Genomic DNA, 23,792 nt, shown 5'->3' on the forward strand with positions numbered 1-23,792 from the left:
CGATCAAGCACATGCCAAAGCCCCGTTTGAACACACAGGCGACGCCCGCCTCTTCGTCCCGCAAGTCAGCAGGCGGCATTCCCCGCTTCGCGCTGTACGGTGAACCCGCCAGGCCGGGGGAAGAGCTGCTTCACATCGAAGAAGTGCAGTCGCGCAGCCGCCTGTACCACTGGGAAATTGATGCCCACCTGCACCAGGGGCTCTACCAGATCCTATGGTTGGCGAGGGGTTGGGCCGATGTCATGTTGGACGAATGGCGGGGCAGGGTGGAAGGCCCCGCCGCCATCGTGGTGCCGCCCGGCGTGGTGCACGGCTTTCATTTCGCCCCAGAGACCGACGGCATGGTGCTCACCCTGAGTGCCCGATTTTTGGTGGAGGGTGAGTTCGAGGCGGTGGGCGAGGCGTTTCGCCTGTTGTTCTCTTCCCCGGGGGTCTTGCACTTTTCTCAAGAAGACGGTGAGACCCAGCGCTTGAGTGCCCAGCTCTCCGAACTGGCCGCCGAGTTCCTGCTGCCAGGCGCGGCCGAGGCACCGGTGCTGCGCTGGCTGGCCCGCGCGGTGGTGTGGCGCCTGGCCCGTGCCAGCGCCCAGGGGCAGCGCGAAGGCGGCGAGTCGCGCGCCCACCAGGCCCTGTTCACCCGTTTTCTGCTGCTGGTGGAGCGCCACTTTCTGGAGCACTGGCCCATGGAGCGCTACGCCTCGCGCCTGGGCCTGTCCACCCAGCGCCTGAACCGCCTGGTGCGGGCCGAGCGGGGCTGTACCGCGCTGGAACTGGTGCACGACCGCCTCACCCGCGAGGCCTGTCGGCGCCTGGTCTACATCGCGGCGCCGGCTGCCAGCCTGGCGCTGGAGCTGGGCTTTGAAGACCCCGCCTATTTCTCGCGTTTCTTCAAACGGCGCACCGGCCAAAGCCCGCAGGCATGGCGCCGTGCCCACACCGGGCAGGCGGTGCGGGGCTGATCACGCGCCCTGGCGATCGCCCGGCACGGCGGCCGGTGCCAGGGCCAGCAACTGCTCGCGCAGCCAGCGGTGCGAGGCGTCCGCGTGGTGCTGGCGGTGCCAGATCAGGTACATGGGCATGGTGGGGCAGGGAACGGGCACCTCGGCGTGGGCGAGGTCGCGCATCAGGCTGTGGCGCAGCAGCGAAGGCGCGGTGGCCAACAGGGGGCTGCCCTTGATGAAGGCGGGCAGGCCCGCGAAGCCCGGCACCGTGACGACGAAGCGTCGGCGTATGCCCTGCGCTTCCAGCGTGCGGTCCAGGTAGAGCGAGCGGCGCGGCTCGTAGACCACGGTGGCGTGGTCGGCGGCCAGGTAGTCCTGCACCGTGGCGGGCGCGCGGCGCACGGCCGGGTCGTAGAACACACGGTAGCGGTCTTCAAAAATGCGTTGCTGCAGGATATCGCTGCCCTCTGGGGGCCGGGGGCTGATGGCGATGTCGCACACCCGGTCGCGCAGCATCTCCAGGCTGGGCACGTCTGACGGAATCACGCGCAGCACCACGCCCGGCGCCGCCTCGCGCAGGCGCTGGGCCAGCGCGGGCAGCAGCACGTCGCGCTGGAAGTCGTTGGCGGCAATCGTCACCGTGGCCTGCCAGCGCGCGGGGTCGAAATCGCCGGCGTGGGCGAAGCGCTCCAGTTGGCGCAACAAGCCCCGTGCGTCCTCGGCCAGTTGCTGGGCGCGGGCCGTGGCCACGATGCCGCGCCCGCTTTTCACGAACAGCGGGTCACCGGTGATGGCGCGCAGCTTGTCGAGCTGGTGGCTCACGGCCGACTGCGTCACCCCCAACTGTTGCGCCGCGCCGGTGACGCTGCCGGTGTCCACCACCGCCACCAACTGTTGCAAGGCGCGGGCATCCAGGTCTGACCAATCGAAATGATTCATGGGTCAGATGATGAAAGATCGGTTTATTTCCGGCAAGGGCTTCGCGACACTGCGGGCTGACCCATATCAATTCCCCTTCAAGCAGGAGAGCGGCCGTGAGCAAAACCATCCCCGGCACCACCCCCTTCGACGGCGACGCCGCGCAGAAGGGCTATGCCTTGAACAAGATGTGTTTCTCGTTCAACCACCAGGCCAACCGCGAGGCCTTTCTGGCCGACCCCGAGGCCTACATGCGGCAATACGGCCTGAACGAGCAACAGGCCCAGGCCATTCGCTCCAAGCAGGTGCTGGCCATGATCGAGGCCGGCGGCAACGCCTATTACCTGGCCAAGTTCGCGGGCATCTTCGGGCTGGACATGCAAGACATTGGCGCGCAGCAGACCGGCATGAGCAAGGACGCCTTTAAAGCCAAACTGCTGGCGGCCAACGAGCAGTGTTGAGACAAGCAGGAGCATCTTCATGGCACAACTCATCGGTGGCCTGGCCACTTCGCACATTCCCGCCATCGGCGGCGCCATCCACAAGGGCAAGCAGAACGAGCCTTACTGGAAGCCCTTCTTTGACGGTTTTCCGCCCATTCACGAGTGGCTGGACAAGGCCAAACCCGACGTGGTGGTGGTCTTCTACAACGACCACGGCCTGAACTTCTTCCTGGACAAGATGCCCACCTTCGCCGTGGGCGCGGCGGCCAGCTACAGCAACGCCGACGAAGGCTGGGGCATTCCCACCCTGCCGCCGGTGCCGGGCTGCCCCGATCTGTCGTGGCACCTGATCCGCGAACTGATCGCGAAAGAGTTCGACATCGTGACCTGCCAGGAAATGCTGGTGGACCACGCTTGCACGCTGCCCTTGAAGCTGTTCTGGCCCGAGCACCAGGTGGCGCCGGTGCAGATCGTGCCCATCAACATCAACACGGTGCAGTTCCCCCTGCCCACGGCCAAGCGCGTCTACAAGCTGGGCAAGGCGGTGGGCGAAGCGATCGCCAGTTGGAACAGCGTCAAGAAGGTGGCGGTGCTGGCCTCTGGCGGCCTGAGCCACCAGCTCGACGGCGAGCGCGCCGGCTTCATCAACAAGGCCTTCGATCTGCAGTTCCTGGCCAGCATGGAAAGCAACCCCGAGTGGGTGACGCAGTTCAGCGACCTGGAGCTGGTGGAGAAGGCTGGCACCCAGGGCGTGGAGCTGCTGATGTGGCTGGCCATGCGCGCAGCACTCACCAGCGCGGGCGCCGGGGTGCGCAAGGTGCACAGCAACTACCACATCCCCATCTCCAACACGGCGACCGGTGTGTTGGCGTTGGAGACAGTCTGACCTCTTGTCGGCGTCTGGCGCTGCTAAAGGGAGGGAGCCTCTGGCTCCCTTTTCGTTTTGTGTGTGCTGACGTGTTGGCGCTGCCGTGATCGCCGGGTATCCGACTCCGCGAATGTCCCCCGGAACGGCAATGGCCGTTCCTCCTCCTTTATTTCGCTGCGTCGGACACCCGACACTCACGGCGCCACCGTTCTGCTCGGGACAAAAAAACGGGGGCCCGAAGGCCCCCGTGTTGTGCGCAATCGCTGAAGCGGATTACAGCGAATCGATGAAGCTGCGCAGCTTGTCCGAGCGGCTGGGGTGCTTGAGCTTGCGCACCGCCTTGCTCTCGATCTGGCGGATGCGCTCGCGCGTGACGTCAAACTGCTTGCCCACTTCTTCCAGCGTGTGGTCGGTGGACATCTCGATGCCGAAGCGCATGCGCAGCACCTTGGCTTCGCGCGGCGTCAGGCTGTCCAGAATCTCCTTCACCACCTCGCGCAGACCGGCCTGCATGGCCGCGTCGATTGGCGCGGTGTTGGCCTGGTCTTCGATGAAATCGCCCAGGTGCGAATCGTCGTCGTCACCGATGGGGGTTTCCATCGAGATCGGCTCCTTCGCGATCTTCATGATCTTGCGGATCTTGTCCTCGGGCATGTCCATCTTCTCGGCCAGGATGGAAGCGTCCGGCTCGAAGCCGAACTCTTGCAGGTGCTGGCGCGAGATGCGGTTCATCTTGTTGATCGTCTCGATCATGTGAACCGGAATGCGGATGGTGCGGGCCTGGTCGGCGATCGAGCGCGTGATGGCCTGGCGAATCCACCAGGTGGCGTAGGTCGAGAACTTGTAGCCGCGGCGGTATTCGAACTTGTCCACCGCCTTCATCAGGCCGATGTTGCCTTCCTGGATCAGGTCGAGGAACTGCAGGCCGCGGTTGGTGTACTTCTTCGCGATCGAGATCACCAGGCGCAGGTTGGCCTCGATCATTTCCTTCTTGGCGTCGCGCGAATTGGCCTCGCCCTCGTTCATCCGCTTGTGGATGTCCTTCAGGTGGGCCAGGGGCACCACCACGCTGCTCTGAATGTCGATCAGGCCGCGTTGAAGTTCCTGCACCGGCGGAATGTTGCGCTGGATCACGGTGCTCCAGGGCTTGCCAGCGGCGGCCTGCTTCTCCACCCATTGCAGGTTGAGCAGGTTGTCCGGGAACTCAGCAATGAACTTTTCCTGCGGCATGCCGCACTTGTCCACGATGATGCGGCGCAGCTCGCGCTCTTTCTTGCGCACCTCTTCCACCTGCGTGCGCAGGGTGCTGCACAGCTTCTCGATGGCCTTGGCCGTGAAGCGGATGGTCATCAGCTTCTCGGTGATGGCCACTTGCGTCTTCAGGTAGCTCGGGCCGCCATAGCCTTCCTTGTCGTAGACCTTGTGCAGCTTCTCGAACAGGTCGCGGATGGCATCAAAGCGGGTCAGCGCCTCGCGCTTGAGCTCTTCAAGCTTGCGGGTCAGGGCCTTGGAGCCGCCCTTGCCATCGTCGTCGTCGGCCTCGTCGTAATCGTCGAAGTCTTCTTCGGCCACGTAGTCGTCGGCCTCGTCGGCGTCAGCGAAGCCGTCCACCACGGTGGAGATCACCACCTTGCCTTCGCGAATTTCCTCGGCCATGGCCAGGATCTCGGCGATGGTGGCCGGGCTCTCGCTGATGGCCGCCATCATGTCGTGCAGGCCACCCTCGATGCGCTTGGCGATCTCGATTTCGCCTTCGCGGGTGAGCAGCTCCACCGTGCCCATCTCGCGCATGTACATGCGCACCGGGTCGGTGGTACGGCCGAACTCACTGTCCACCGTGGACAGGGCGGCTTCGGCTTCTTCCTCGGCTTCCTCTTCGGTGGCGGCGGTCGGGCCGGTGTTGTTCAGCAGCAGGGTCTCGGCGTCGGGCGTTTGCTCATAGACGGCCACGCCCATGTCGTTGAGCAGCGAGACCACCACTTCCAGGGTCTCGGCCTCCACCAGCTTGTCGGGCAGGTGGTCGTTGATTTCGCCGTGCGTGAGGTAGCCGCGCGTCTTGCCCAGCTTGATCAGGGTCTTCAGGCGTTCGCGGCGGCTGCGGGCTTCTTCTTCGGACAGGACGGTCTCGTCCAGGCCGAATTCCTTCATCAGCGCGCGCTCCTTGGCCTTGCTGATCTTCATGCGCAGCGGCTTGACCTTCTCGGCGGGCTGGGTGGCGTCAGCGACTTCTTCCACCACCTCCTCGGCCAGGTCTTCTTCGATGTCGCTCAGGTCGGCATCGTCCAGGTCGCTTTCTTCCTTGGCGGCGGCCTTGGGCTTGCGGCCACGCTTGGCGGCCGGCTTGTCAGCGGCGGCGGCCTTGGCCGGGCGGCCTGGCTTCTTCTTGGGCGCCGCTTCGGCGCTCAGGGTTTCGTCCAGCACCTCTTCCGCTTTGGTCTTCTTGGTGGTGGTCTTGGCCGTGTCGCTCTTGGCGGCGGCCTTGGTGGTGGTTTTCGTCGTCACTGCAGGGGCTTTCTTGGGAGCTGCCACCGGTTCGGCCGCGCGCGTGGCGGTCTTCTTGGCGGGCTTGGTGCTGGCAACGACGGGCGTGCTGGACTTCTTCGCGGGCATGGACACCTCAAATAAGGTCAAACGGGAACCGGCAAGAGACACCAAAACCGCCAGTCGATCGCCCATGGGCCAGCCGAGCCGGAGATTTTGTGGTGCACAACACCCACCTCATGCCGGCAGAGGTGAGCTTGCAAGCTGTTGGGCGAACATTTGGTGTGCAGTCCTTGCGGGTTGCCGCCGGGCCTGTGGAACACAGGGCGCCGGGGTTGGCCAGGAAGAGGTTTCCATCGATTCCCCGTGCGTGGGGACGGGCCAGGGCCGGAGGTGCTGCTGTCGCGCTTGCGGTGCGAAACCTCAGATTATACCGATTGACCCGATTTCAAGGCCTTGATCTGCTCGTTCACCCGCTTGAACTCTTCAAATGCCGAGGGGTCACCTTGGGCTACCCGCTGGGCCAGCCCCTCGGCGCGGGCGTTCAGGGCATCGCCGCGCAACAGGTCCATCACCCCGGCCAGCTCGGCCAGTTCCAGCTCGGTGTCCGCGCCCATCGTGGCCTGCTCCACTTCGGTGCAGGCCATGGCCTCGAATTCGCTGCCCCGCAGCGCCTCCCGCAGGGCGGCCCAGGGCTGCGGGCCATGCTCGTGCAACTGGCTCTCCAGCCACACGAAGACCGGGCCGTGCGGCGCGGGCAGGTGGGCCAGCATGGCGTGGTCTTCGGCGGACAGGCTGTCCCACGCCTGGGAGTTCGCCAGCAACAAGCCCACCGCGCGGTCGGCGCGGCTACCGCCGGCGCGGCGTTGCCCCAGCATGCGCGGGGGCGGGGGCTCTCCTCGGCGCCAGGCGCCATAGCCTTTGCCGCCGTACCCCTTGCCACCAAAGCGCCCGGCCTGGCCCGACGGCGGGTAGCGCCGGCCCGGGTTCTGGGCAGGTGCCGCTTGGCCCATGCCCTCGGGGTCGTAATAGGCCCCGCCATCGTCGCTGGGTACGCCGGCGTCGGCATGTGGTGCAGCATGGTCTGGCGCAGGGCGACGTGGCGCACGGCCGCCGGGGGTGTGTTGCCACATTTGCAGCAGTTCGTTGGCGCCCATGCCCACGCCCTGCGCCAGCTCGGCCAGCAACTGGCGCTTCAGCGCGCCATCGGGCAGGGCGCTCCACAGCGGTCGGGCCTGGCTGGCCATGCGGGCGCGGCCCTCGGCTGTGTCCAGCTCGCACTCGGCGCTGGCCGCCTCCACCAGAAAGCGCGAAAGCGGTGTGGCCTTTTTCACTTCCTCGGCAAAGGCCTCAGTGCCGAACTCGCGGATGTAGCTGTCCGGGTCGTGCTCGGCCGGCAGAAACAAAAATTTCACGCTGCGCAGGTCGGTGGCCCAGGGCAGGGCGGCGTCCAGCGCCTTGCGTGCGGCGCGGCGACCGGCGGCGTCGCCGTCGAAGCTGAACACCACCGCGTCGGTGAAGCGAAACAACTTCTGCACGTGGTCGGCCGTGCAGGCCGTGCCCAGCGTGGCCACGGCGTTGGCGAAGCCCAACTGCGCCAGGGCCACCACGTCCATGTAGCCCTCGGTCACCAGGGCATAGCCTTGCTGGCGAATGGCGGTGCGGGCCTCGAACAGGCCATACAACTCGCGCCCTTTGCTGAAGACCGGCGTCTCGGGGCTGTTGAGGTACTTGGGCTCGCCCTTGTCCAGCACCCGCCCGCCAAAGCCAATGCACTCGCCCTTGACGTTGCGGATGGGGAACATGATGCGGTCGCGAAACCGGTCGTAACGCTTGGCGTGGCCATCGGCGCCTTTTTCGTCTTCGTGCTCGATCACCAGGCCCGACTCCACCAGCAGCGGCTCCTGGTAGTCGGGGAACACGCCGGCCAGGTGGCGCCAGCCCTCTGGCGCGTAGCCCAGGCCAAACACCTTGGCGATCTGCCCCGAGAGGCCGCGCCGCTTGAGGTAATCGATGGCGCGGGGCGACCCCTTCAGGTCTTTGACATAGGCCTGCGCCGCCTTCTCCAGCACGCTGGTGAGCGTGGCCTGTTTCTGGCGCTGCTGGGCCGCGCGTTCGCGCTCCAGTGGCGAGGCGTCGTCTTCCGGCACTTGCAGCCCGGTCTGCTGGGCCAGGTCTTTCACCGCCTCGACGAAGCTCATGCCGGCGTGTTCCATCAGGAAGCCGATGGCGTTGCCATTCGCCCCGCAACCGAAGCAGTGATAGAACTGTTTGGTCGGGCTCACGCTGAACGAGGGCGACTTTTCCCCATGGAAGGGGCACAGGCCCATGAGGTTCGCGCCGCCTTTCTTGAGCTGCACGTAGCGTCCCACCACGTCGACGATGTCCACGCGGTTGAGCAGTTCCTGAATGAAAGTTTGCGGTATGGCCACGGGAGTATTCTCGCGCACGGACCCTTCCCCCCAGGACCTTGTACCGAGAGGCCACCGTGAACCGCATCTACGACCAAGACCTTCCCCGCACCGAAGCCAACTTCGCCCCGCTGACCCCGCTGTCCTTCATCGAGCGCACCGCCGAGGTCTACCCCGATCGACTGGCCATCGTGCACGGCGAGCTGCGCCAGACCTGGGCCCAGACCTATTCGCGCTGCCGCCAGCTCGCCAGCGCCCTGCAGCGCGCGGGCATCGGCCGTGGCGACACCGTGGCCGCCATGCTGCCCAACACCCCGCCCATGGTGGAGGCCCACTTCGGCGTGCCCATGGCCGGGGCCGTGCTCAACACCCTGAACACCCGCCTGGACGCCGAGACCATTGCCTTCATGCTCGACCACGGCGAGGCCCGCGCGGTGATCGTCGACCCCGAGTTCGCCCCCGTGCTGGCGCGCGCCATCGCGCTGCGCCAGCGCAGCGAGCCGCTGCTGCTCATCGAAACCCAAGACCCGCTCTTCACCGGCCAGACCCAGCCCCTGGGCGGGCAGGCCTACGAGGCTTTCCTGGCCGGTGGCGACCCCGCCTTCGCCTGGCAACTGCCCGGCGACGAGTGGGATGCCATCGCCCTGAACTACACCAGCGGCACCACCGGCAACCCCAAGGGCGTGGTCTACCACCACCGGGGCGCGGCCATCAACGCCATCTCCAACGTGCTGGAGTGGGACATGCCCAAGCACGCCGTGTACCTGTGGACCCTGCCCATGTTCCACTGCAACGGCTGGTGCTTCCCCTGGACGGTGGCCGCCCGCGCGGGCGTGAACGTGTGCCTGCGCCGGGTGGAACCGCAGGCCATCTTCGAGGCCATGCGCCAGCACCGCGTCACCCACTATTGCGGCGCGCCCATCGTGCACGGCCTGCTCGTCAACGCCCCTGCGGCCCTGAAGGCCGGCGTGCCCGCAGGCATCAAGGCCATGGTGGCGGGCGCCGCGCCCCCGGCCTCGATGATCGAAGGCATGGAGCAGATGGGCTTTGACCTCACCCACGTGTACGGCCTCACCGAGGTGTACGGCCCGGCCACCGTTTGCGCCAAGCACGAGCAGTGGGACGGGCTGGACATTGGCGAGCGCGCGCGCCTGAACGCCCGCCAGGGCGTGCGTTACCACCTGGAGCGCGACGTGCGCGTGCTTGACCCGCAGACGATGCAGCCGGTGCCCGCCGATGGGCAGACCATGGGCGAGATCATGTTCCGCGGCAACATCGCCATGAAGGGCTACCTGAAGAACCCCAAGGCCACGCAAGAGGCCTTTGCCGGCGGCTGGTTCCACAGCGGCGACCTGGCGGTGCAGTACCCCGACGGCTACATCAAGATCAAGGACCGCAGCAAAGACATCATCATCTCGGGCGGGGAGAACATCTCCTCCATTGAGGTGGAAGACGTGCTCTACCGCCACCCCGACGTGCTGGCCGCGGCGGTGGTGGCCAAGCCCGATGCGCGCTGGGGCGAGACGCCCTGCGCCTTCGTGGAGCTCAAGGCCGGGGCCAGCACCACGGTGCAGGACATCGTGGCGCACTGCAAGCAGCACCTGGCGGGCTTCAAGGTGCCGCGCGCGGTGGTGTTTGGCGAGCTGCCCAAGACCAGCACCGGCAAGATCCAGAAGTTCGAGCTGCGCAAGCTCGCGGGCTCGGCGCAGGCCATCGACGTCTGAGCCAGTGAGCCGGGGCTCAGTCCCCGGCCACGATGCCCTCGCGCCGAGGGTCGGCACCCCCCAGCCAGCGGCCGTCGCGGCGCAACAAGGCCTGGGCGCCGCTGGTGAGTTCCACCTCTTGCACGGTGTGGCCGCGCGCTTGCAAGGCCTGCACAGTGGCGGGTGGGAAGCGCCCCTTCTCCAGTTGCACAGGCCCACCCAGCGAACCGAAGTTCGGCAGGTCCACCGCCGCCTGGGGCGTCAGGCCCCACTGCAGCGCGCCGTGCAGCGTCTTGGCGGTGTAGTGAATGATGAAAGCGCCGCCTGGGCTGCCCGCGCTCATCAAGACGTCGCCACTTTTCGCATCGAACACCAAGGTGGGTGACATCGACGAGCGCGGCCGTTTGCCAGGCTCCACGCGGTTCGCGATGGGGCGGCCCTGGGCATCGGTGGGAGTGAAGCTGAAGTCGGTGAGCTCGTTGTTCAGCAGGAAGCCGCCGGGGCGCGCCGGGTTCGTGCTGACCATGCGCCGCGAACCGAAACCCGCCTCGATGGTGGTGGTCATGGCCAGCGCGTTGCCGTGGGCGTCCACGATGCTGATGTGGCTGGTGCCGTACTCGGGCTGCTTGGGCATGGCGCCCAGCGCCACCTTGGCCCCGCCAGGTTGGCCGGCAGGGGCGTCGGGGGCGCGCTGCGGGCCGATCAGTCGGGCGCGCTCGTCCAGATAGGCCGGGTCGAGCAGGCTGTGCCAGTCGCCAGCCGGCGCGGGCACGAAGTCGGGATCGGCCACGTAGAGTGCGCGGTCGGCAAACGCCAGGCGAGAGGCTTCGGCGTAGCGGTGCAGCCACTCGGGCGAGGGCAGTCCGTCCACCAAAGGCGCCGTGGCCTGCGGCGTGCGCGCCACAAGGCCCAAGATCTGCCCGATCGCCAAGGCGCCAGAACTGGGCGGCGGGAAGCCGCACACCCGCAGTTCGCGGCCCGCCGCCTGGTGGGGGTGGCACAGGGCCTCTCGCACCTTGGGCGTGTAGCGGCGAAGGTCGTCGGCTGACAACTCGCCCGGCAGCGGCGCTCGCTTGGTCGCGGCCACGATGGCATTGGCGACTGGCCCTTCCTGCAGGGCCAGGGGGCCGATGGCGGCAATGTTGCGCAACACCTCGGCCAGCTCGGGGTTGCGCAAGCGGTGGCCTACCGGGTAGGGCGAGCCGTCTGCTCGGTAGAAGTAAGCCCGCGCCACCGGGTCTTGCCGCAGGGCTTCGTCGGCCGCCAGCAGGGTGTGCAGGCGTGGGCTCACTGGGAAACCGTTGTCGGCCAAGGCAATCGCGGGCTCAAACAGGCGCGCCCAGGGCAAGCGGCCATGGCGCTGGTGAGCGAGCTTGAGCATGGCCATCGCACCCGGCACCCCCACCGAACGGCCGCTGGTGACGGCCGTGTTGAAGGGCAGCGGTTTGCCTTGTTCGTCCAGGAACATCGCGGGCGATGCCTTTGCCGGTGCGGTTTCCCGGCCGTCATAGGCCAGCACGGTTTTCCCATCGTGGTGCAGCAGGAAGGCGCCGCCGCCGATGCCGCTGGACTGGGGTTCCACCAAGGTCAGCACCATCTGCACCGCCACGGCGGCGTCCACGGCACTGCCGCCCGCACGGAGGATGTCCGCGCCCGCCTGGGTGGCCAGCGGGTTGGCTGCTGCCACGGCCTGGCGTTCCAACGTCCAGCCCGGTTTGCGTTGCAGGCCAGACGCGGCCTCGGGTGCTTGCCAGGTGGGGCTGGTCGAGGGCGATGCACACGCCGAAAGCAAGGCGGTGGCGATGGCGAGCCAGCTCAGGCGGCGCAGAGATCGGCGGTGTGCGGTGGTCACGTGACTGTCTCCTGACAAAGGGTTGATACCCAAGGGGGTAGTGGATATCTGGGCGCGGCACAGTGTGTCAGATTCGTCTGCCATTGGTGAAGACGCTGCCCGGGTGATGTGGGCCGTCGTCGGGTGCCATCGGTGGCAGCAGGGGAGGGCTCTGCGTTGTCGGCAGATCGCGCAGGGCGCTGGTGTGCTGCGGCTGGTTCATCAGCCTTCGCGAGCACAGCAATGGCATTGGTCTGCCCATCCTCAACCAGTCGGAGTCGTCCATGGTCAACGAAGCCCCCTTTCATCCAGCCGATGCGCTCATTCCTGGCGAGAGCCAGTTTGAGGAGCAGGTGTCCCAGGCCTTGGTGGCCATCCTTCAGGCGCAGCGCGGGCAGCGAATTGCCGATTTGTCGGCCGTGGCGCAGTTGGTGCGCTGTATCGTGGACTGCGCCAATCAGGCGCAGGCGCAAGAAATTCACCTGGACACGGACGTGTCTGTCGGGCTCACCCAGGTCTTTTTCCGCGTGGACGGCGAACTGGTGTCGTTCGCCTGGTTGCCCACGCCGCTGCGCGACCCTTTGATCGACCATTTGCTGGTCTTGGCGGGTCTTGACCCCAGCACCTGGCCCACGCCTGAGAAGGCCGCGCTTGCGCTGGGTGACGCCTTTCAGTGGCACCTCACGGTGGTGCCCACCGATGAAGGCATGCGGGACGCCATCCTGCGCCGAACCAGTACCTGAACGGCGCCCCGCGGCCCCAGGCCAGCCCCGCTGGGGGCCTGACCAGGCGGGCTTGCTCAGCGCGGTGCCAGGCGGATGGCGCCGTCCAGGCGAATCACCTCGCCGTTGAGCATGTCGTTCTCCACGATGTGCTTCACCAGCTTGGCGTAGTCCTGCGGGGTGCCCAGGCGGCTGGGGAAGGGCACGCCAGCGGCCAGCTTGTCTTGCACTTCTTTGGGCATGCCGAAGAGCATGGGGGTGCCGAAGATGCCGGGGGCGATGGTCATGTTGCGGATGCCGTCGCGGGCCAGGTCGCGGGCAATGGGCAGGGTCATGCCCACCACGCCGCCCTTGGAGGCGCTGTAGGCGGCCTGGCCGATCTGGCCATCGTAGGCCGCCACGCTGGCGGTGCTGATCAGCACGCCGCGCTCGCCGGTGGCTTCGGGTTCGTTCTTGCTCATGGCCTCCGCAGCCAGGCGGATCATGTTGAAGGTGCCCACCAGGTTGACCATGATGGTCTTGGTGTAGGTGTCCAAGGGGTGAGCGCCCTCTTTGCCGACGGTTTTCACGGCCGGGGCGATGCCGGCGCAGTTCACCAGGCCCATGAGCTTGCCCATGCTGGTGGCTTGGGCCACCACGGCGCGGCCATCGGCCTCGTTGCTCACGTCGCATTTCACAAAGGCGCCGCCGATCTCTTGTGCCACGGCCTGCCCCTTTTCGGCCTGCATGTCGGCGATCACCACCTTGGCGCCGTTGGCCGCCAGCATGCGCGCCGTGCCTTCGCCCAGGCCCGAAGCCCCGCCGGTGACGATGAAAACTTTGCCTTGAATGTCCATGTTTGCTCCTTGGGTGGATGGGGGATTTACGTTGACGTAAACGTCAATTATGGGGCAGCCTCGCGTTGCTTCATGGCATCTGTGCGACCGACACGCGGGTGTCATATTGCCCGGGTACGGTCGGGGGCTTTGAATAGGAGGGGTGTGCCCATGCTGGACAGCCACGATGACACCATGCGCCGTCTTCATGACGACTTGCTCGACGGGTACGACGAAGAGTTGGAGATGGAAATAGAAGACCGCGATCTGGACGAGATTGGCGGCACCTTGGACGCGGACGCCTTGGCTCGGCGCAAGGCCGCCCGGCGTGACTACTTTCGTGAGTTGTTCCGCCTCCAGGCCGAACTGGTGAAGCTGCAAGACTGGGTGGTGGCCACCGGGCACAAGGTGGTGGTGGTGTTCGAAGGCCGCGATGCGGCCGGCAAGGGCGGTGTGATCAAGCGCATCACCCAGCGCCTGAATCCCCGCGTGTGTCGGGTGGTGGCCTTGCCAGCGCCCAACGACCGCGAACGCACCCAGTGGTATTTCCAGCGCTACGTGCAACACCTGCCCGCGGCCGGCGAGATCGTGCTGTTCGACCGCAGTTGGTACAACCGTGCTGGCGTGGAAAAGGTCATGGGCTTTTGCACCGACGAGCAGGTGGAGGAGTTCTTCCGCACCGTGCCCGAGTTTGAAAAGATGCTGGTGCGTTCGGGCATCCAGCTCATCAAGTACTGGTTTTCCATCTCCGACGAAGAGCAGGAACTGCGCTTTCTGGGCCGCATTCACGACCCGCTCAAGCAATGGAAGCTCAGCCCCATGGACCTGGAGAGCAGGCGCCGCTGGGAGCTCTACACCAAGGCCAAAGAGGCCATGCTCGAGCGCACCCACATTCCCGAGTCGCCCTGGTGGGTGGTGCCCGCCGACGACAAAAAGAAGGCGCGACTGAACTGTATTCACCACCTGCTGTCGCAGATGCCGTTCCACGAAATCGAGCGGCCAGCCATCGTTCTGCCTGAGCGCGTGCGGCACGACGGCTACCGCCGCCATCAGGTGCCCGGCGAAATTTACGTGCCCCAGGTCTACTGACGCCCTCGGGCGGCGCAGGCACAAAAAAGCCCGCTGGCGACAGCGGGCTTTTGCTGGGTGCGCAAGGCGATCACTTGAAGCCGGCGCGGTCCAGCATCTGTTGCACCTTGGTCAGGTTCTTGGCCACCACGGCCAGCGGCACCGTTTCAGCCTTGAATTTGTCGCCGCCCATGGCCTTGAGGGCTGGGTTGTCAATCTTCACGCCCTTGGCGGCAGCAAACTCGTTGTTGCCGTTGGCGAAGTACTCTTGCGCCGAGGGGCTGGCCAGGTATTCCATGAACTGGATCGCGGCGTCGCGGTGCTTGGCGTGCTTGGCCACGGCGGCGCCGGCAATGTTCACGTGCGTGCCGGTGGTGCCCTGGTTGGGAAACACCACGCGCACCTTCTCGACCACGGCGCGGTCTTCCGGCTTGGTGGACTTCATCATGCGGGCCAGGTAGTAGGTGTTGGTGAGTGCCACGCCGCATTCGCCCGAGGCGACGGCCTTGATCTGGTCGGTGTCGCCGCCCTTCGGGTCACGAGCCATGTTGGCCACCATGCCCTTGAGCCAGGCCTCGCCTTTTTCGTCGCCCAGGCGCTCAACCACGGTGGAGAAGAGCGACAGGTTGTAGGGGTGCGAGCCCGAGCGGGTGCAGAACAGGCCCTTGAGCTTGGGGTCGGACAGTTGCTCGTAGTTGGCGACATCGGCCGCCTTGACGCGCAGTGGGTCGTACACGATCACGCGGGCGCGGGTGGAAAATCCGGTCCAGGTCACGCCCTCGGGCGTGGCGGCAGCGCGCAAGTGGGACGGGATGGCCTCGTCCAGCTTGGCCGACTTGATCGGCTGGAAGAGCCCTTGCGCGTCGGCCACGGCCATGCGGGCGGCGTCCACCATGAGAATCACGTCGGCCGGCGAGGCGGCGCCCTCGGCGCGCAGGCGGGCGATCAGGCCGGCGTCGTCCGCGTCCACCCGGTTGATCTTGATGCCCGTGGCCTTGGAGAAGGCGTCGTACATCTGCTCGTCGGTTTGGTAATGGCGGGCGGAATAGACGTTGAGCACCTTGTCTTGGGCCATGGCGGGCATAGCGGCGGCAGTGGCCAGGGCCGTGAGCACGGCGGAAATCACGAGCTTCATGAACAGACTTTCTGGAACAGCAACCGGTTGTGAATGCCCACCGGCAATGGCTGTGCGGCGTTGCACAATAGAGTCCATGCTAACACTAACGCGAATTGTTCTCAATAACTTTATCCGCCGTTGGGGGCTTTTGGCCGTGCTGGCCTTGGCCGGTTGCAGCGCCCTGCCGCCGGCCACCACGGTCGACACGGGCGCCACGACCGAGGCCGAAGTCCGTCCCACGGCCCCGCCGCCCGTGGTTCAGCCGCCCCAGCGCGCACCTCGCCTGGGTTTGGCGCTGGGTGGCGGTGCTGCGCGAGGATTTGCACACGTGGGCGTGATCCAAGTGCTGGAGCAGGCCGGCATCCGTCCTGACCTGGTGGTGGGCACATCGGCCGGCAGCTTGGTGGCCGCCATGTACGCCAGCGGCATGAGCGGCGCCCAACTGGAAAAGGCCGCGCTCACCATGGAAGAGGCTACGCTGACCGACTGGACCTTGCCCATCCTCGGGCGGGGCATGTTGCGCGGCGAAGCGCTAAGCCGCTACGTGCGCAAGGCGGTGGACGGCAAGCTGATCGAGCAAATGAAGCTGCCGCTGGGTGTGCTGGCCACCGATCTGTCCAACGGCCAGGGTGTGCTGTTCCGTCGGGGGGACACTGCCTTGGCGGTGCGGGCCTCCAGCGCTGTGCCGGGCGTCTTCACGCCGGTGACGATTGCTGGCCGCGACTACGTGGACGGCGGCCTGGTGGCCCCTGTGCCGGTGCGCCAGGCGCGCGACATGGGCGCCGAGGTGGTGTTGGCGGTGGACATTTCCAGCCCACCTGATGGCAATGCGTCCAACGGCAGTGTGCAGATCTTGTTGCAAACCTTTGCCATCATGGGGCAGAGCATCAACCGCCACGAATTGGCCGATGCCGAAGTGGTGGTGCGGCCGGCCCTGAAGGGCGTGGGCAGCGCCGATTTTTCGGCCCGGCAACGATCCATCGTGGCGGGGCGTGCTGCCATGCAGGCGGCGTTGCCGCAGCTGAAGGCCCAACTGGCCCGGCTTCGCCCTGCCTGAGGCGAAAAAAAACCCTCACCGGGCGGTGAGGGTTTGAAGGGGTCCGATGAAACGGTGTTTCGAAAAGGACCCGAGGAGACAACTAGAAGATGGGGCAATGGTGCCTGGTTTCAAGACCAGATGCTTTGATCGGGATCAAGGTATCCGCACGCCCCGTCGACGATCAGCGCTTCTTGGCCGCGGCCGTCTTGGTGGCGTTGACAGCGGTGGCGGTGACCGTGTTGAAGTTGGCTTCGGCCATTTCGGTGGCTTGTTTCACAGCCTTCTGCACCGATTCCATGGCGTTGTTGGCGGCGGAGACAGCGCTCTTGATCACGGCCACGGCGGTTTCGGAACCGGCGGGGGCGTTCTTGGAGGCGTTGTCCACCACGGCCATGATTTTCTTCTGGGCGTCCACGGCGTTGGCTTCGGCGGCCTTGGTGAATTCGGCGCCGGTGCCGGAAGCGATGTCGTACAGGTGGCGGCTGTAGGCCACGGTCTTTTCGGCCATGGGCTGCAGCAGGCTGGTTTGCAGGGCCAGCAGTTCCTGGGCGTCCTTCACGCTCAGCAGCGCCTGGGTGCTGTTGGCGGATTCGGCCAGCGCGGCCTTGGTGGCTTGCAGGTTCAGCTCAACCAGCTTCTCCACACCTTCGAAAGCCTTCTGGGTCAGGCCGAAGAGGGTCTCGATGTTGGCTTTCTGGGCGGCGACGATTTGTTCGGCGGTCAGCATGTTCAGGCTCCTGAGAGGGTGGTGAATCAAGGGATTCGGGTTTTGTTGCGGTGCAACATGAGTCGAATTATTGGGGAGACGGGCATCGACTGCAAGTGTTTTTGTTGCGGTGCAGCAATTTGGCGACGAGCGGCCACCAAGGCATGGCCATAAGCGGGCAAGGCACTGTGGCATTCGCGCCTGGCCACAATCTCGCGGTGCACGCCTTCTATGCCGACCATTTCGTCTTGCCACTGCCCCAGGGGCACCGTTTTCCCATGGCCAAGTACGCCCGCCTGCGCGAGCGCCTGGCGGCCGAGTTGCCCGACATCGCCTTGAACGAGGCACTGCCCGCCACCGATGGCGAACTGGCGCTGGTGCACACCCCCGCCTATATCGCGGCCGTGGCGCAGGGCACGTTGCCGCCAGCGGCCCAGCGCGAAATTGGTTTTCCCTGGAGCCCCGCCATGGCCGAGCGCGCGCGCCGCTCGGTGGGGGCTACCTTGCAGGCTTGCCGGCACGTGATGGCCCACGGAGGCATCGCGGCCAATCTGGCGGGCGGCACCCACCATGCCCACGCCGACAAAGGTGGGGGCTTCTGTGTGTTCAACGATTTCGCCGTGGCGGCCCGCCTGATGCAGGCCGAGCACGCGCGCTTGCACCGTGGTCGAGGCACCTTGCGCGTGGTCATCGTTGACCTGGACGTGCACCAGGGCAATGGCACGGCTCGCATCTTTGCGAATGACCCGAGCGTGTTCACCTTGTCGATGCACGGGGCCAAGAACTTCCCCTTCCGCAAGGAACCGAGCGACCTGGACGTGGAGCTGCCCGATGGCTGCGGCGACGACGAGTACCTGGCCGCACTGGACCACGCTCTAGACGAGCTGTCGCACCGCTTCGAGCCTGAGCTGGTGCTGTACCTGGCCGGCGCCGATCCGCACGAGGGGGATCGGCTGGGTCGTTTGCGCCTGAGCTTTGACGGGCTGGAGGCACGCGACCGCCGCGTGATGGACTGGGCCTGGCAGCGCCGCCTGCCGGTGGCCATGGCCATGGGCGGCGGTTATGGCCACGACCTGGAGGCCACCGTGGCCGTTCAGGTGAACACCTACCGGGTGGCGCGGGCTTACCTGCGCCGCTGGACGGCGCCGACCGCGGTGACAGAGGGGGTGGATGGGCGCTGGCACAATGCCCGGCCATGACCGCGCCAGCCCGACCCCAGCCCCGTCCCCGCGAAGACTTCCGCGTGTTCCGCACCATCGGCACCCGTTGGGCCGATAACGATGTGTACGGGCACGTCAACAACGTCGTCTATTACAGCTGGTTCGACACCGCGGTGAACGCCCACCTGATTGAGGCCGGCGCGCTTGACATTCACCAAGGGTCGGTGATTGGTCTGGTCATTGAGACCCAGTGCAACTACTTCGCGCCGCTGGCGTTTCCGCAGAACGTGGAAGCTGGCTTGCGTGTGGCGCACCTGGGCTCGTCGAGTGTTCGCTACGAAGTGGGGCTGTTCGCCGAAGGCGAGCCGCTGAGCGCGGCCTGCGGTCATTTCGTGCACGTGTACGTGGATCGGCACACGCGCCGACCGGTTCCTTTGCCAGAAGCCTTGAAAACCACCCTGGAGACATTGAAATGACCACCAACCCCCAGGCCGTGATCGACGCGGCCAGTGTTGACGCCGCCATCACCAGCCGCATGTCGGCCCGCGCCTTCCTGCCCAAGCCGGTGCCGCGCGAGACCATCGAGCACATCCTGCAGGTGGCCAGCCGTGCGCCATCGGGCACCAACACCCAGCCCTGGCGCGTCTATGTGTTGCAAGGCGCCTCACGTGACGAGTTGGTGGCCAAGGTCTGCGCTGCGCATGACGCGGTGCGCGCCGACCCCGCGCTCAAGGCGCAGTACCAGGAAGAGTACGACTACTACCCACAGCAGTGGGTCAGCCCCTACATCGACCGCCGCCGTGAAAACGGGTGGGGTCTGTACGGTCTGCTGGGCATCGGCAAGGCCGACAAAGACCGCATGCACGAGCAGCACCAGCGCAACTTCCGCTTCTTTGATGCCCCGGTGGGCCTGATGTTCACCATTGACCGCGTCATGGGCCGCGGCTCGCTGGTGGATTACGGCATGTTCCTGCAGAACATCATGGTGGCCGCGCGCGGTCATGGCCTGCACACCTGCCCTCAGGCCGCCTGGAACGATTACGTCAGCATCATCCGTCCGCACATTGGCGCCAGCGACCAGGAAATGCTGGTGTGCGGCATGTCCCTGGGCTATGCCGACCCCGACGCCCTGGTGAACACCTTCCACACGCCCCGCGTGCCGGTGGAATCGTTCACCACCTGGCTTTGATTCCTTTTTCATTTGACCCACAGGAGCATTCCATGATCACCACCCCCAGCGGCCTGCAATACGAAGACACCGTGGTTGGCCAGGGCGAAGTCGCCCAGGCCGGTCGCCCCGTGCAGGTGCACTACACCGGCTGGCTGTTCAACAACGGCGTGCAAGGCGCCAAGTTCGACTCCAGCAAAGACCGTGGCCAGCCGTTCGAGTTTCCGCTGGGCGCCGGTCATGTCATCAAGGGCTGGGACGAAGGCGTGCAGGGCATGGCTGTGGGTGGCACGCGCCGCCTGGTGATTCCGCCGCAACTGGGTTACGGCGCGCGCGGCGCAGGCGGCGTGATTCCGCCCAACGCCACCCTGTTGTTCGAGGTGGACCTGCTCGCGGTCTGATCGCACAACCGGCCCTTGGAGACGATGATGCAAAACAAAAAATGGCGCAGCGCCGCCCTGGCGCTGACGCTGGCGTTGGGACCGTTGGTGGCGGGCGCGGCCGAACTGGATGGCCGTCAGCTCGCGGTGTGGTGGGGCATTCCGTTCGCCGGCGTGCTGCTGTCGATTGCCCTGGTGCCCCTGCTGGCGCCGATCTTCTGGCACCACCACTTCGGCAAGGTGGCCGCGGCCTGGGCACTGGCCTTTCTGGTGCCTTTTGCCGTGACCTTCGGGCCGGCGGCCACGGGGCAGGCGGTGGTGCACGCGGCGCTGGCCGAGTACGTGCCGTTCATCATCTTGCTCACGGCCTTGTTCACCGTGGCAGGCGGCATTTTCGTGCGGGGCAACCTGCATGGCAGCCCCGGTTTGAACACCGGCTTGCTGGCGTTGGGGGCCTTCCTGGCCAGCTTCATGGGCACCACCGGTGCCTCGATGCTGCTGATCCGCCCGCTGATTCGCGCCAACGACAACCGCAAGCACCAGGTGCACGTGGTGGTGTTTTTCATCTTCATCGTCTCCAACGCCGGTGGCGCGCTCACGCCACTGGGCGATCCGCCGCTGTTCCTGGGCTTCCTCAAGGGCGTTGACTTTTTCTGGACGGTCACCCACTTGTGGCCGCAGACGCTGTTTCTGGTCGGTATCCTGCTGGCGCTGTTCTATGCGATTGACTGGTGGTACTACCACAAGCGCGAAGAGGTCCGCCCGGTGGACCCGACGCCCGATACGCGCCGCGTGGGCTTCGAAGGCGGGGTGAACTTCCTGCTGCTGGGCGTGGTGGTGGGGCTGGTGCTCTTGAGCGGCCTGTGGAAGTCGTCGGTGGTGTTCAACGTGGCCGGCACCGAAGTGGGTCTGCCAGGCATCGTGCGCGACATTGGCCTGATCGTGGTGGCCCTGGTGTCGCTGAAGATCACGCCGGCCAGCGCTCACGAGGGCAACCAGTTCGGCTGGGGCCCCATGCAAGAGGTGGCCAAGCTGTTCGCGGCCATCTTCCTCACCATCATCCCTGTCATCGCCATGCTCAAGGCTGGCGTGGACGGCCCGTTTGGCGCGGTGGTGCGCGCCGTGACCAACGCCGATGGCTCGCCCAACACGGCCATGTACTTCTGGGCCACGGGCGCGCTCAGCTCGTTCCTGGACAACGCGCCCACCTACCTGGTGTTCTTCAACACCGCGGGGGGCGACCCGGCGGTGCTGATGACCACGCTCGCGCCGGTGCTGGTGGCCGTGTCGGCTGGTGCCGTGTTCATGGGCGCCAACACCTACATCGGCAATGCGCCCAACCTCATGGTCAAGGCCATTGCCGAAGACCGTGGCGTGAAGATGCCCAGCTTCTTTGGTTACATGGCCTGGTCGTTCGGCATCCTGGTGCCGCTGTTCGCCCTCATGACCTGGATCTGGTTCGTCTGACGCGTTTGACCATCAAAAAAAGGAGACATTGCCCATGCCCAGCAAACCCGCCATCCTGATTGCCCGCAAGGTGTTCCCCGACATCGTCGATCACCTTCGGGCGCACTTCGAAGTCGAGATGAACGACACCGATGATGTGTATTCACCGGCGCAGCTCATCGAGCGCCTGCAAGGCAAGGTGGGGGCGCTGACCACGGGCAGCGAGCGAATTGATGCCGCCGTGGCGGCGGCTTGCCCGCAGTTGCGGGTGGTGGCCAACATCGCGGTGGGCTTCAACAACTTCGACGTGCCGGCCCTCAGCGCCGCGGGTGTGCTGGCCACCAACACGCCGGATGTGCTCACCGAGACCACGGCCGACTTCGGCTTTGCGCTGATCATGGCCACGGCGCGCCGCCTGACCGAGAGCGAGCATTTCCTGCGCGCCGGTCAATGGAACCGCTGGTCGCTGGACATGTTCGCTGGTGCCGAGGTGCACGGCAGCACGCTGGGCATCCTCGGCATGGGCCGCATCGGCCAGGCCATCGCCCGGCGCGGTGCGCTGGGCTTCGGCATGAAGGTGATCTACCACAACCGCTCACGCCTTGACGCCGCCACCGAGGCCGAGTGCCGTGCCCGGTACGTGGACAAGGCCACGCTGCTGCGCGAAGCCGACCACCTGATCCTGGTGCTGCCCTACAGCGCCGAGAACCACCACGCCATCGGCGCGGCCGAAATCGCCCAGATGAAATCCACCGCCACCCTGGTGAACATCGCGCGTGGCGGCATCGTGGACGACGCGGCCCTGGCCCAGGCCCTGCGCGAGCGGCGCATTGCCGCCGCTGGTCTGGACGTGTTTGAAGGTGAGCCCAAGGTGCACCCCGACCTGCTCACCGTGCCCAACGTGGTGCTCACCCCGCACATCGCCAGCGCCACCCTGCAGACGCGCCGGGCCATGGCCAAGCTGGCCGCTGACAACGTGATCGCCTACCTCACCGAAGGCCGGCCGATCACGCCGCTGAACGCCGAGATCATTGGAAAGGGCGCCCGCGAATGACGGACACGGTGGGTTTCTGGGTGCTGCTGGCGTTGGCCTTGCTGACGCTGGTGGCGGTGGTGATCTCGGGTTGGCGGCGGCGTGGGCCCGATCCGCAAGAGCAGGCGCAGCGCGAGGCCCTGGCGCAGCAGCTGCAGGCCATGGCCGCCGCACAGCAGCAGCGCCTGGAGCGCCTGGAGACCGAGTTGCGCCGCGAGGTGGCCGAGTCTTCGCGCGGGGCGCGCCAGGAATTGCAGCTCACGCTCACCACCTTTCAAGAGGCGGTCTCGCGCCAGTCGGCCGAGTCCACCCGAACCCAGAACGCCCAGCTCGACGCCTTTGCCCAGCAACTGCTGCAACTGCGCGGCACCCTGGGCGACACGCTCACGGCGCAGCTACAGGCACTGGGCCTGGCCATGAACCAGCAGGCGGCCGAGGCCACGCGCACGCAGAACGCGCAGATCGACGCTTTCGCGCAGCAACTGGTGCAGTTGCGCGGCACGCTGGGTGACACCCTTACCCAGCAACTGCGCTCGCTGATGGAGAGCAACGAGCGCCGCCTCACCGAGATGCGCGCCACGCTGGAGGCGCAAATGGCTTCGCTCCAGCAGAGCAACGCGGTGAAGCTGGACGAAATGCGCGCGGTGGTGGACGAAAAGCTGCAGACCACCCTGCAGGCGCGCCTGGGCGAGAGCTTCAAGCAGGTGGCCGATCGGCTGGAGCAGGTGCACAAAGGCCTGGGCGAAATGCAGACGCTGGCCCAGGGCGTGGGCGACCTCAAGCACCTGCTCACCAACGTGAAGACCCGAGGCATGTTTGGCGAGGCGCAGCTCGCGGCCCTGCTGGAGCAAGTGTTCGCGCCCGACCAGTACGCCACCCAGGTGGCCACGCGCCCGGGCAGTCGCAACGTGGTGGATTTCGCCATCAAGCTGCCAGGGCGAGGCGAGGACGGGCAACCTTGCTGGTTGCCGATTGACGCCAAGTTCCCCAACGAAGACTACGAGCGCTTGCTCGACGCCCAGCAGCGCGCCGATGCCGAAGGTGCCGAATTGGCGGCGCGGGGGCTGGAGCAGCGCATCCGGCTGGAGGCCAGGTCCATGGCCGAGAAGTACCTGGAGCCGCCGCACACCACCGACTTCGCCATCCTGTTCCTGCCCACCGAGGGCCTGTACGCCGAGGTGCTGCGCCGCCCCGGCCTGATGGAGTCGCTGCAGCGCGACCACCGCGTCACGCTGGCCGGGCCCACCACGCTCATGGCCATGCTCAATTCGCTGCAGATGGGCTTTCGCACCTTGGCGCTTGAGAAACGCTCCAGCGAGGTGTGGCAAGTGCTGGGGGCGGTCAAGACCGAGTTCGGCAAGTTCGGTGACGTGCTGGCCAAGGTCAAGAACCAGACCCAGACCGTGCTCAACACGCTGGACGCGGCCGAGGTGCGCAGCCGTGCCATGGGCCGCGCGCTAAAGTCGGTGGAGGCGCTCCCGGCGGATCAGGCTGGGGCTTTGCTGCCGCTGGACCCCAACGAGAGAGGCGATCTTTGACCGG

At 66.3% G+C, this 23,792-nt stretch carries 21 protein-coding genes; 14 read left to right on the top strand and 7 right to left on the bottom strand.

Annotated elements, in window-relative coordinates:
- Window positions 1-11 precede the first annotated feature (11 nt).
- The gene (locus ACE3RQ_RS01850) at window positions 12-959 is read left to right on the top strand and encodes a helix-turn-helix domain-containing protein (RefSeq protein WP_374519329.1); all 948 of its coding nucleotides are present in this window, start codon (window positions 12-14) and stop codon (window positions 957-959) included.
- Here the strand turns inward: ACE3RQ_RS01850 and ACE3RQ_RS01855 are convergent, their stop codons facing one another.
- Complete coding sequence (locus ACE3RQ_RS01855; RefSeq protein WP_374519331.1) at window positions 960-1,880, bottom strand: LysR family transcriptional regulator; 921 nt, start codon at window positions 1,878-1,880, stop codon at window positions 960-962.
- 95 nt (window positions 1,881-1,975) lie between these two features.
- Here ACE3RQ_RS01855 and ACE3RQ_RS01860 point away from each other — a divergent pair, with 95 nt between their 5' ends.
- Together ACE3RQ_RS01860 and ACE3RQ_RS01865 are read left to right on the top strand one after the other, a co-directional pair.
- Entirely contained in the window at window positions 1,976-2,320 is a 345-nt protein-coding gene (locus ACE3RQ_RS01860) for a protocatechuate 4,5-dioxygenase subunit alpha (RefSeq protein ID WP_374519333.1), read from the top strand.
- Between the two features lie 19 nt (window positions 2,321-2,339).
- On the top strand, window positions 2,340-3,188 hold the full coding sequence (locus ACE3RQ_RS01865; protein WP_374519335.1) for a class III extradiol dioxygenase family protein: 849 nt from the start codon (window positions 2,340-2,342) through the stop codon (window positions 3,186-3,188).
- Window positions 3,189-3,443: 255 nt separating this feature from the next.
- On the opposite strand, the gene rpoD is transcribed toward ACE3RQ_RS01865, so the two are convergent.
- A complete protein-coding gene (gene rpoD / locus ACE3RQ_RS01870) occupies window positions 3,444-5,780 on the bottom strand; it encodes an RNA polymerase sigma factor RpoD (RefSeq protein WP_374519337.1) in 2,337 nt (778 codons plus the stop codon).
- 299 nt (window positions 5,781-6,079) lie between these two features.
- The gene (dnaG, locus tag ACE3RQ_RS01875; protein WP_374519339.1) at window positions 6,080-8,083 is read right to left on the bottom strand and encodes a DNA primase; all 2,004 of its coding nucleotides are present in this window, start codon (window positions 8,081-8,083) and stop codon (window positions 6,080-6,082) included.
- A gap of 56 nt (window positions 8,084-8,139) precedes the next feature.
- Between dnaG and ACE3RQ_RS01880 the strand changes: the two genes are divergently transcribed.
- A complete protein-coding gene (locus ACE3RQ_RS01880) occupies window positions 8,140-9,786 on the top strand; it encodes an acyl-CoA synthetase (protein WP_374519341.1) in 1,647 nt (548 codons plus the stop codon).
- A 16-nt stretch (window positions 9,787-9,802) separates the two neighbouring features.
- On the opposite strand, the gene ACE3RQ_RS01885 is transcribed toward ACE3RQ_RS01880, so the two are convergent.
- The gene (locus ACE3RQ_RS01885) at window positions 9,803-11,701 is read right to left on the bottom strand and encodes a gamma-glutamyltransferase (RefSeq protein ID WP_374519343.1); all 1,899 of its coding nucleotides are present in this window, start codon (window positions 11,699-11,701) and stop codon (window positions 9,803-9,805) included.
- 179 nt (window positions 11,702-11,880) lie between these two features.
- Between ACE3RQ_RS01885 and ACE3RQ_RS01890 the strand changes: the two genes are divergently transcribed.
- Complete coding sequence (locus ACE3RQ_RS01890; RefSeq protein WP_374519345.1) at window positions 11,881-12,339, top strand: hypothetical protein; 459 nt, start codon at window positions 11,881-11,883, stop codon at window positions 12,337-12,339.
- A 56-nt stretch (window positions 12,340-12,395) separates the two neighbouring features.
- On the opposite strand, the gene ACE3RQ_RS01895 is transcribed toward ACE3RQ_RS01890, so the two are convergent.
- Window positions 12,396-13,154, bottom strand: coding sequence for a 3-hydroxyacyl-CoA dehydrogenase (locus ACE3RQ_RS01895; protein WP_374519347.1), 759 nt, complete (start codon window positions 13,152-13,154; stop codon window positions 12,396-12,398).
- Window positions 13,155-13,304: 150 nt separating this feature from the next.
- Between ACE3RQ_RS01895 and ppk2 the strand changes: the two genes are divergently transcribed.
- Window positions 13,305-14,222 (top strand): polyphosphate kinase 2, encoded by a 918-nt coding sequence (ppk2, locus tag ACE3RQ_RS01900; protein ID WP_374519349.1) that lies wholly within the window; start codon window positions 13,305-13,307, stop codon window positions 14,220-14,222.
- Window positions 14,223-14,292: 70 nt separating this feature from the next.
- Here the strand turns inward: ppk2 and ACE3RQ_RS01905 are convergent, their stop codons facing one another.
- On the bottom strand, window positions 14,293-15,336 hold the full coding sequence (locus ACE3RQ_RS01905) for an extracellular solute-binding protein (protein ID WP_374519351.1): 1,044 nt from the start codon (window positions 15,334-15,336) through the stop codon (window positions 14,293-14,295).
- Window positions 15,337-15,412: 76 nt separating this feature from the next.
- Here ACE3RQ_RS01905 and ACE3RQ_RS01910 point away from each other — a divergent pair, with 76 nt between their 5' ends.
- The gene (locus ACE3RQ_RS01910) at window positions 15,413-16,375 is read left to right on the top strand and encodes a patatin-like phospholipase family protein (RefSeq protein ID WP_374519353.1); all 963 of its coding nucleotides are present in this window, start codon (window positions 15,413-15,415) and stop codon (window positions 16,373-16,375) included.
- Window positions 16,376-16,538: 163 nt separating this feature from the next.
- Here the strand turns inward: ACE3RQ_RS01910 and ACE3RQ_RS01915 are convergent, their stop codons facing one another.
- Window positions 16,539-17,084 (bottom strand): phasin family protein, encoded by a 546-nt coding sequence (locus ACE3RQ_RS01915; protein WP_374519355.1) that lies wholly within the window; start codon window positions 17,082-17,084, stop codon window positions 16,539-16,541.
- A gap of 197 nt (window positions 17,085-17,281) precedes the next feature.
- Here ACE3RQ_RS01915 and ACE3RQ_RS01920 point away from each other — a divergent pair, with 197 nt between their 5' ends.
- The 7 genes from ACE3RQ_RS01920 to rmuC are packed head-to-tail and all read left to right on the top strand — an operon-like array spanning window position 17,282 to window position 23,788.
- The gene (locus tag ACE3RQ_RS01920) at window positions 17,282-18,262 is read left to right on the top strand and encodes a histone deacetylase (RefSeq protein ID WP_374519356.1); all 981 of its coding nucleotides are present in this window, start codon (window positions 17,282-17,284) and stop codon (window positions 18,260-18,262) included.
- On the top strand, window positions 18,259-18,699 hold the full coding sequence (locus ACE3RQ_RS01925) for an acyl-CoA thioesterase (RefSeq protein WP_374519358.1): 441 nt from the start codon (window positions 18,259-18,261) through the stop codon (window positions 18,697-18,699). The genes ACE3RQ_RS01920 and ACE3RQ_RS01925 overlap by 4 nt, the downstream gene beginning before the upstream one ends.
- Window positions 18,696-19,412: a nitroreductase gene (locus ACE3RQ_RS01930; protein ID WP_374519360.1), complete on the top strand. Its 717-nt coding sequence runs from the start codon at window positions 18,696-18,698 to the stop codon at window positions 19,410-19,412. Before ACE3RQ_RS01925 ends, ACE3RQ_RS01930 begins: the two co-directional genes overlap by 4 nt.
- A 32-nt stretch (window positions 19,413-19,444) precedes the next feature.
- Window positions 19,445-19,792, top strand: coding sequence for an FKBP-type peptidyl-prolyl cis-trans isomerase (locus ACE3RQ_RS01935; protein ID WP_374519362.1), 348 nt, complete (start codon window positions 19,445-19,447; stop codon window positions 19,790-19,792).
- Between the two features lie 27 nt (window positions 19,793-19,819).
- The gene (locus tag ACE3RQ_RS01940) at window positions 19,820-21,238 is read left to right on the top strand and encodes a sodium:proton antiporter (protein WP_374519364.1); all 1,419 of its coding nucleotides are present in this window, start codon (window positions 19,820-19,822) and stop codon (window positions 21,236-21,238) included.
- Between the two features lie 34 nt (window positions 21,239-21,272).
- On the top strand, window positions 21,273-22,271 hold the full coding sequence (locus ACE3RQ_RS01945) for a 2-hydroxyacid dehydrogenase (RefSeq protein WP_374519366.1): 999 nt from the start codon (window positions 21,273-21,275) through the stop codon (window positions 22,269-22,271).
- Window positions 22,268-23,788, top strand: coding sequence for a DNA recombination protein RmuC (gene rmuC, locus ACE3RQ_RS01950; protein WP_374519368.1), 1,521 nt, complete (start codon window positions 22,268-22,270; stop codon window positions 23,786-23,788). Before ACE3RQ_RS01945 ends, rmuC begins: the two co-directional genes overlap by 4 nt.
- Window positions 23,789-23,792 lie beyond the last annotated feature (4 nt).

The sequence above is a fragment of the Hydrogenophaga sp. genome (genome assembly GCF_041913525.1).
Taxonomy (GTDB): Bacteria; Pseudomonadota; Gammaproteobacteria; order Burkholderiales; family Burkholderiaceae_C; genus Hydrogenophaga.